This window comes from Williamsia sp. 1138 (assembly GCF_002095435.2).
In the GTDB taxonomy this organism is placed as follows: domain Bacteria; phylum Actinomycetota; class Actinomycetes; order Mycobacteriales; family Mycobacteriaceae; genus Williamsia.
Window position 1 is genome coordinate 59,837 of the sequence record NZ_MJEJ02000024.1, and the last position, 7,626, is coordinate 67,462.

Genomic DNA, 7,626 nt, shown 5'->3' on the forward strand with positions numbered 1-7,626 from the left:
CGTGACCCGGCAGATCTCGCTACGACAGTGGAATCGGACGCTGCTGCAGCGACAGCATCTACTCGAGCGGGTCGACGAGGACATCCTCGAGGTGCTCGATCGCTGCGTCGGATTGCAATCCCAGGATCCTCGTGCCGCGTTCTTCGGATTGTGGTCCCGTATCACCGATTTCGATCCACTCGATCTCGACGATCTGATGACGGACCGAGAAGTGATCCGGATGGCATTGCTGCGGAGCACAGTCTTCCTGATGGATGCCGAGGACGCCCGCTGGGTCCGCCCGCTCGCCCAGGCGAGTCTGGACGGTGAGCTGCGGTCCAACCACGCGAAGCGGCTCGCCGGGGCCGATCTCGCCGACGTTGCCGAGTACGGCCGGCAATTGCTCACCGGCACAGAGCTTCCCGTCAAGTCGCTGAAAGACTCGTTGGCGGTGCGGTGGCCCGATGCCGACAGTTCGTCCCTGGTGACCGTGGTCCGATGCCTGGTGCCCCTGGTGCAGGTACCACCGAGGGGGACCTGGACGGGTTCGGCGACCACAACTTACTCCCTCTACGACGAGTGGTGCGGCCCCGGAGAATCGGCTGTCACGGGCGAGGATGCGATCAAGGATCTGATCAGGCTGTACCTGCGCGGGTTCGGGCCGGCCAGTATCAAAGGTATCCAGACCTGGGCCGGCATGACCAGGCTGCGGCCGATCGTGGAGGCCATGGAAGCCGACTGGGAACTGGGGAAGCTCGAAGGTCCGGACGGCGAGGAGCTGTTCGACATCGACGGACTCGCGCTCGCCGACGAGGACGCCGCCGCACCGGTGAGATTGGTGGCCCCCTTCGACAACATCGTGCTGGCCCAGGGGCCCGATCGTGGGCGGGTCGTCGACGACGACATCTTCAAGAAGCTCGCCACCCCGAACGGCCGCTCGCCGGGTTTCGTGCTGATCGACGGTCGCGTCGCAGGAATGTGGCACCCGCGAAAGAACGGCAAGGCCACCACCATCGAGGTGGACATCTTCTCGGAGATCTCGGCCGTCGATCGTCGGGCGGTAGAGGCCGAGCGGGCGCAGCTCGTCGACTTCTGCAACGCCTGATCGTACTCGGCGTCCGGCAGTTACTGTCTATGATGACAAGTAAGTCACTGGAGACGGGTATCTGCCGTCGAGGCCGGAGGTTTCATCATGACGCGTTTGCAGGACAAGGTCGCCCTGGTCACCGGGGGTGCCTCCGGAATCGGTGAGGCCACGGTTCGCAGGTTCGCCAGTGAAGGTGCGCTGGTGGTCTTCACCGACGTCGCGGACGGCACCGAACTGGCCGCCGAGACCGGGTCGACGTTCCTGCGCCAGGATGTCGCGGACCCGGTGACCTGGACCGAGGTGGTGCGCTCGATCGAAGAGCGGCACGGCCGTCTCGACGTGCTGGTCAACAACGCCGGGATCGTCGGAAATCAGTCCATCGTCGATCTCGATCTCGAGACGATGAACCGGGTCATGGCCATCAACGTGACCGGCGTCGCCCTCGGAACCCAGGCCGCCATCGCCAGCATGCGCAAGAGTGGCGGCGGATCGATCATCAACGTCGCGTCGACCACGTCGTTTCTCGGCCTCGCCTTCGACGTCGCCTACACCGCATCGAAGCACGCCGTCGTCGGCATCACCCGGTCGAGCGCCGCGTACTGCGCCCAGGAGCGGTTGGGGATCCGGGTCAACACACTGCACCCGGGTGCCATCTACACGGCGATCTTGCAGGGTCACGTCGAGAAGCGTCCGGAGTTGTTCGACGTTTTCAGCAACATGGCCCCGGTGGGACGTATGGGTGATGCCTCGGAGGTGGCTTCCATGGCGGTCTACCTGGCCTCGGACGATTCGAGTTTCTCGACAGGCGCGCAGTTCGTCGTCGACGGCGGGATCGTCAACACCCACCCCTCGATGTAGGTCGCCCGGACAACTCAGTCGTCGGGCAGATTGCCCGAGCGCGGGTTCCGGTGCGTGATGCAGTACCGGCGTCCGATGGGATCCGCCATCACCGTCCAGAATCGTTGCTGCTCGAGCACGCTCGCGCCCCAGCCCTCGTGCCGCGCAACCTCCTCTTCGGGATGTGTGCTCGCGAGGTCGAGATGACCACCCACCTCGGATGATCCCACCCGCTGCAGCAGGATGCGCAGCGGCATGTCTTTGGGGCGCTGCAGGTTTCGGAACTCGGGCATCACCCCCTGGCGCCACGCCCAGTTCGTCAGGGTCGCCCAGAACGTGCATTCGGCCTCGAATGCGGCCGCAGGCACATCGATACACAACTGGTCGATGATGCTGATGGTGTCCCCGGGCCAGCGAATGGGCCGCGAGCGTTCATGCTCGCCTTGCCAGGGCACCAGGCAGAACGGAAAACCGGCCGGCGAGCTCAGGACCACGACACTCTTGCTCTCGGAGACCACTTTCGCGCCGAGCGCTTTCGCGTGGGCGGTGGAGTCGCGTAAGTCGTCGACGTGGATGTCGAGGTGAACGCCGCCGGGTCCTTCTTTGACGCGTTGCACCCTCAGATGTGGATCGCCGTTGAAGGGTTCCAGCGACGCGAACTCCCGGTCCACCCCACGAGCGGGCGAGACGGTGCTCCCGGCGATGGCACGCCAGAACGTGACCTCGGGCCCGAAACTGTCGGCGGGCAGGTCGAGAAACGCGGTCAGCCATTTGATCGCCACGGGCGTCACCGGGCCCCGGTCTGCGCGTCGTCACTGCCCCCGGCGGGCGATGAGGGGCTGGTGCGGTCGAGCGGCGGAACGGTGACCATGACGGTCAGTCTTGCAGTACCGCCACGCCGCGCGGTCGGTACGGCGGCATCGGCAGCAGCGATCCTGGTCGGAGACCCGCATAGGCTGGCAGACATGGGTCCATTCAAGAAGATCGCAGAGAAGTTGGCCAAGGCACACGCCGACAAGGTCGCGGTGGTGCGTCTCGATGGCACGATCGGCGTGGGCGGTGCGGGTCGTGGCGGGCTCACTGCCGACAATCTGGAATCCAACCTGAAGAAGGCGTTCGACACCGAGCGGCTCAAAGCGGTTGTTCTGGTGATCAACTCACCGGGCGGCTCGCCGGCGCAGTCGGAGTACATCGCCGAGCGGATTCGGCAGTTGTCGTCGGAGAAAGGTGTACGGGTCCTCGCATTCTGTGAAGACGTGGCCGCCTCCGGGGGCTACTGGATCGCGTGCGCCGCTGACGAGATCTATGCGGCACACACCTCGATGGTCGGCTCCATCGGTGTGGTGTCGACCGGCTTCGGGCTCAAGGACCTGATCGGCAAGGCCGGTGTGGAACGGCGTGTCTACACCGCGGGCGCCAACAAGGCTCGACTCGATCCGTTCCTCGACGAGAAGCCCGAAGACGTGGAATGGCTTCGGGGGCTCCAGAAGGATCTCCACGCCGCGTTCATCACGTGGGTGCGTCAGCGACGCGGTGCCAAGCTCGTCGGCACCGACGCCGAACTCTTCAGCGGCGACGTGTGGATCGGGCGCGGCGCCCTCGACGTCGGTCTCGTCGATGGTGTCGGTGTGCTGCGATCAGTGCTGGCCGAGCGCTATCCCGATGCCGAGTTGGAAGTGATCGCGTCTCCCAAGCCCCTGTTTGCGCGCCTGACCGGAAGTGTGTCGTCTCCGGACGCAGTCGTGTCGTCAATCGCCACGCAGGCTGTCGACGGGATCGTCACCGGCGTCGTGGCCGCCCTGGAGCGACGGGCCCACTGGACCCGATACGGCCTGTAGTGGTCGGCGCGTCCACGCGGCGTGTCGGACCTGTGGTCGACCGTCGGCCTCTGGCGTCCACCGGCCGGTTACCTGTGAGTAGTCGCCAGGCCAAGTTCCGAAGTTATCCACAGGCTGCTCCTAATGCGCTGGTTCGGCGCTTGTCGAGCAACACTCAACCTGTGGATGAGGCTGTGGAAACTGTGGAGAACTCGGCAACTTTCCAGCGCCTTTAGTGAATCGGGTCACAATTTGAGTTCACTCTGATCTAAAAGAATGTCAGATCATCAATTACCGCGGTTATGGTGTAACAAAATTGAGCAGAACAAAGGCCTGTGGATAACCTGTTGAAAACTACGGGGCGACGGCGCATTCTCGTGCTGCATGCCACCATGGTCAGGTGAATATGTCGGAGATTCCGTCGGTGCCCGTTTCCGAACTGCCGGACGATTTCACCGGAGAGACAAACCGCCTCCTGCTCGATGTCCGTGAGCACGACGAGTGGGAGTCCGGCCATGTGGCCGGGGCCCTGCACATCCCGCTGGGTGACGTGCCCGCCCGCATCGACGAGATCGACCCCGATTCCGAGCTGTTCGTCATCTGTCACGCGGGTGGTCGCTCGGAGCGAGTGCTCGGTTATCTGATCCAGCGCGGTTACGAGGGAACCAACGTCAGCGGAGGCATGGCCGCATGGGCAGGCGCAGGCCGGCCGATGCAAACGGGTCCGGGAGGGTCCCGGGGTGTTGCCCCGGATTCTGGGGCCTCCCTGTGAGTGGACCCCGGGGCGGCACGCCCAGCGGGCCGCCCGCCAGGGATTACTGTCCGCGGTGCAGGATCGCCGGACCTCACGACATCAGCAGGCCGCACTGCCCCCGATGTGGTGGTCCGCTGACCCCGCTCGACGCTTACGGCCGGGTGGCCCAGCCGGTCAGGATGCCTGCTCCGCCGATGCCGCGGGCCCAGGCGAACAACATGTACGTTCCGCCGCGCTCCTCCCCGGCGCGGCCTGCGCCCGCGCGGCCTACAGGTGGTCCCGCGCGTGGCGGTCGGGCGCGTGTGCGTTGGGTGGCGCTGCGGCCTCCGTCTGCACGGCCGAAACCCCGCGTCGACGGAACCGCGGAGACGGGCCCTACGCCGCGATACGAACACACGCCGGGCTGGGGCTTGCGCGACTTCCCACCGATCGAGCCCGCAGAACCGCAACGCGGCCCGATCGAATGGCTCCGGGACTGGCTGCCGAGCCTCTTACTCGCAGCCGCGGGAGTACTGGTGCTGGCCGCGGCGGCCGAGTCGTGGATCTACGCGTTGCTCGTGGTGAACCTGGAAGACCCGATCAGCAGGCCGATGCAGGTCGCGGCCGAGACCGCAGTCTGGATCACCGGTCTGGCCGCGGTCGTTCTCATGGTGGCCTGCCTCGTCGGTGTCGCCGGCTGGCTGATCGACGAACGCGCGAAGGCCTACTCCGATCACGAACAACTCGACCCGAGATCGCGCAGGCAGTTGATGATCGGCCTGTGGGTACCTGTCCTGAGTCTCTTCTGGCCGGTCGCGTTCTTCCGTGAGCTGCTCGACCGCCGCGACGATCTCCTGCCCGTCCACACGCGTAAGCGGCTGTGGTGGTTGTGGTCCGGATGGCTGGCCGTCAACGGGCTGGTCGTCGTCGGGGTCCTGGTGCGGATCTTCGCGGAATCGCTGGTCTGGCAGGCCAATGCGGTCGTGCTGGTGATCATCTCGAATCTCGTGAGTGCCGCGTTCGCCGGCGGGCTCTGGTGGACGATCACCCGGTTGTTCGCCCGCGAAGCCCCGGCGACCGCGCCGACGCGATGGCTGGCCGCGGTATGAGCGATACCCACCGGGTACTGCGGCAGGACATGCCGGCAGTGGTCGCGCACCGCGGTGCGTCCGGGCACAAACCCGAACACACCCTGGCGGCCTACGAACTGGCGCTCGAGCAGGGCGCCGACGGCCTGGAGTGCGACGTGCGACTGACCGCCGACCACGAACTGGTCTGCATCCACGACCGCACCATCGACCGGACGTCCGACGGATCAGGCGCCGTGAGCGAGCTGACCCTCGCCCAGCTGCGCGAGTTCAACTTCGGTGGATGGCACACCTCCGGTCTCGACGCACAGGTGCTCACGCTGCGGGAGCTACTCGAGCTGACACTCGATTGGAAACGTCCGGTGCGGCTGTTCATCGAGACCAAGCACCCGGTGCGCTTCGGCGGGCTGGTCGAACAACTGCTGCTGGCCGAGTTGCAGCGCTTCGGAGTCGCGACCCCGGCGTCGGCTGATCACAGCCGGGCGGTGGTCATCTCGTTCTCGACGGCTGGGGTCTGGCGCATTCGTCGCAACGCCCCGATGCTCCCGACGGTGTTGCTGGGCGACACCGCACGATTTCTGGGCGGCAGTGCCGCGACGGCGGTCGGCGCCACCGCAATCGGGCCGTCGATCGCCACCCTGCGCGAGCATCCCGACGCAGTCGACCGGGCCGCGGCCGCGGGTCGGGCCACCTACTGCTGGACCGTCGACGAACGCCGGGACGCCACGTACTGCGCAGACCTCGGCGTCGGGTGGATCGCGACCAACTACCCCGACCGGGTGCTGGGCTGGCTCGCTGCCTGACGCCAGTCAGTCTGGGTATTCGAGCGCACCGCTGGCTTGGTACAGGTCTTCTGGCCTGCGCGGGTGTCGATCCAGTACTCCCGGTTGCCGCGCATCTCCACCCGGATGATGCCGCGGGTCTTGAGGTCGTGATGCTCCTTGCACAAGCACGCCAGATTCGATTCGATCGTCCAGCCACCGGCCATGGGGTTGGCATGGTTGAACGGCACGATGTGGTCGATCTCGCAGTCCTTCGCGGGTTTCTTGCAGCCGGTGAAGCGGCAGGTTCCATCCAGCATTCGGATGATCCGGGCAAGCTTGCGCCCGGGTTTGTACTTCAATGCACCCCGCGGCGGATGCTTCCACCCGCCATGACCATCCTTGGAAGGTGGCGCTTTCACCGGCGGAGCCGGACCGACATCCTTCTCCCCTAGAACCAGCCGGTTGCCGTTGTCGACGGCTTTCATCAATGCGGCGGCGACGTCCTCGGCCGTGACCGGTCGACCATCGGCCGAGTTGATCAACTCCACCAACGCAGCGATCGCGTCCTGCCCGATCGTCACCAACGCCTTCCACCGGGAACGGCCTGCCAGCGACCGCGACTGATCACCATCGAGCGACCCATACCCCAGCAAGTACCCGGGATCCTTCGACAACCCGAGCAGGGTCGGCAGATCAAGCACCAACTCTGTCCACGCACGCCGGGCAGCGCGCGAAGGCGCAGCAGCAGACGGGCGAGCCGCAGGCTCGGGCTCTACTTCTGGCTCGGGTTCGGGTTCGGCATCTTCAGTAGCCGCAGCGTTGGCGTTCGCGATCGCCTCGAGCACCGCATCGACCTCACCCGCCGGGTCATCGAGCGCCATCTCCTCCAGCTGAGCTTTCGCCCTGATCGCCTCCTCCGCCGTGCACCCCGTGGTCAGACTCGCCATCCCACCCGCCCGACGACGTACGGTCACCCGACGCAACGGATCCGCCGCACCATCATCATCAGGGCGGTCCGGTTCGAACGGCATCAAATGACGATCCAGCTCCTCCGCGAAGATGTTGTCACCCAACAACATCGCATCCTCCGCCAGAACGCCATCGAGATCCATCAACGCATCCCGATACCCACGACTGGCACGATGATAGAGCGCTTTGAGTTTCTCGATAGACAGGTCACCCGCTGAGAAAGCCTCCGCCAGCTCCGGCAGATGATCCAACAACCGCCGACACCGCAACAGATGATCAGCCTGACCAGTCGTGCACCGCCACGCCACCGCGATCTCACACGCCGCGGCCCGCGTCCCATGCTCATCCTCGA

The 7,626-nt window shown here is 65.7% G+C and carries 9 protein-coding genes; 6 read left to right on the plus strand and 3 right to left on the minus strand.

The window, feature by feature from the left end:
- Position 1 precedes the first annotated feature (1 nt).
- Entirely contained in the window at positions 2-1,084 is a 1,083-nt protein-coding gene (locus BH683_RS03190) for a winged helix DNA-binding domain-containing protein (RefSeq protein WP_084834823.1), read from the plus strand.
- 87 nt (positions 1,085-1,171) lie between these two features.
- On the plus strand, positions 1,172-1,924 hold the full coding sequence (locus BH683_RS03195; protein WP_084834824.1) for an SDR family oxidoreductase: 753 nt from the start codon (positions 1,172-1,174) through the stop codon (positions 1,922-1,924).
- A 14-nt stretch (positions 1,925-1,938) separates the two neighbouring features.
- Here the strand turns inward: BH683_RS03195 and BH683_RS03200 are convergent, their stop codons facing one another.
- Entirely contained in the window at positions 1,939-2,685 is a 747-nt protein-coding gene (locus BH683_RS03200; protein WP_084834825.1) for a VOC family protein, read from the minus strand.
- 5 nt (positions 2,686-2,690) lie between these two features.
- A complete protein-coding gene (locus tag BH683_RS28315; RefSeq protein WP_143695963.1) occupies positions 2,691-2,870 on the minus strand; it encodes a hypothetical protein in 180 nt (59 codons plus the stop codon).
- On the opposite strand from BH683_RS28315, the gene BH683_RS03205 reads away from it, so the two are divergent.
- From BH683_RS03205 to BH683_RS03220, 4 genes are all read left to right on the plus strand, one after another.
- Complete coding sequence (locus BH683_RS03205) at positions 2,869-3,741, plus strand: S49 family peptidase (protein WP_084834838.1); 873 nt, start codon at positions 2,869-2,871, stop codon at positions 3,739-3,741. The genes BH683_RS28315 and BH683_RS03205 overlap by 2 nt on opposite strands.
- Before the next feature lie 385 nt (positions 3,742-4,126).
- Positions 4,127-4,492: a rhodanese-like domain-containing protein gene (locus tag BH683_RS03210; protein ID WP_084834826.1), complete on the plus strand. Its 366-nt coding sequence runs from the start codon at positions 4,127-4,129 to the stop codon at positions 4,490-4,492.
- Positions 4,493-4,653: 161 nt separating this feature from the next.
- On the plus strand, positions 4,654-5,562 hold the full coding sequence (locus BH683_RS03215) for a DUF4328 domain-containing protein (RefSeq protein WP_168186952.1): 909 nt from the start codon (positions 4,654-4,656) through the stop codon (positions 5,560-5,562).
- Positions 5,559-6,344, plus strand: a complete 786-nt coding sequence (locus tag BH683_RS03220) for a glycerophosphodiester phosphodiesterase (protein ID WP_084834828.1) — start codon at positions 5,559-5,561, stop codon at positions 6,342-6,344. Before BH683_RS03215 ends, BH683_RS03220 begins: the two co-directional genes overlap by 4 nt.
- Here BH683_RS03220 and BH683_RS03225 read toward each other — a convergent pair.
- A partial coding sequence (locus tag BH683_RS03225; RefSeq protein WP_084834829.1) for an HNH endonuclease signature motif containing protein occupies positions 6,308-7,626 on the minus strand: 1,319 nt, incomplete at its 5' end. The genes BH683_RS03220 and BH683_RS03225 overlap by 37 nt on opposite strands.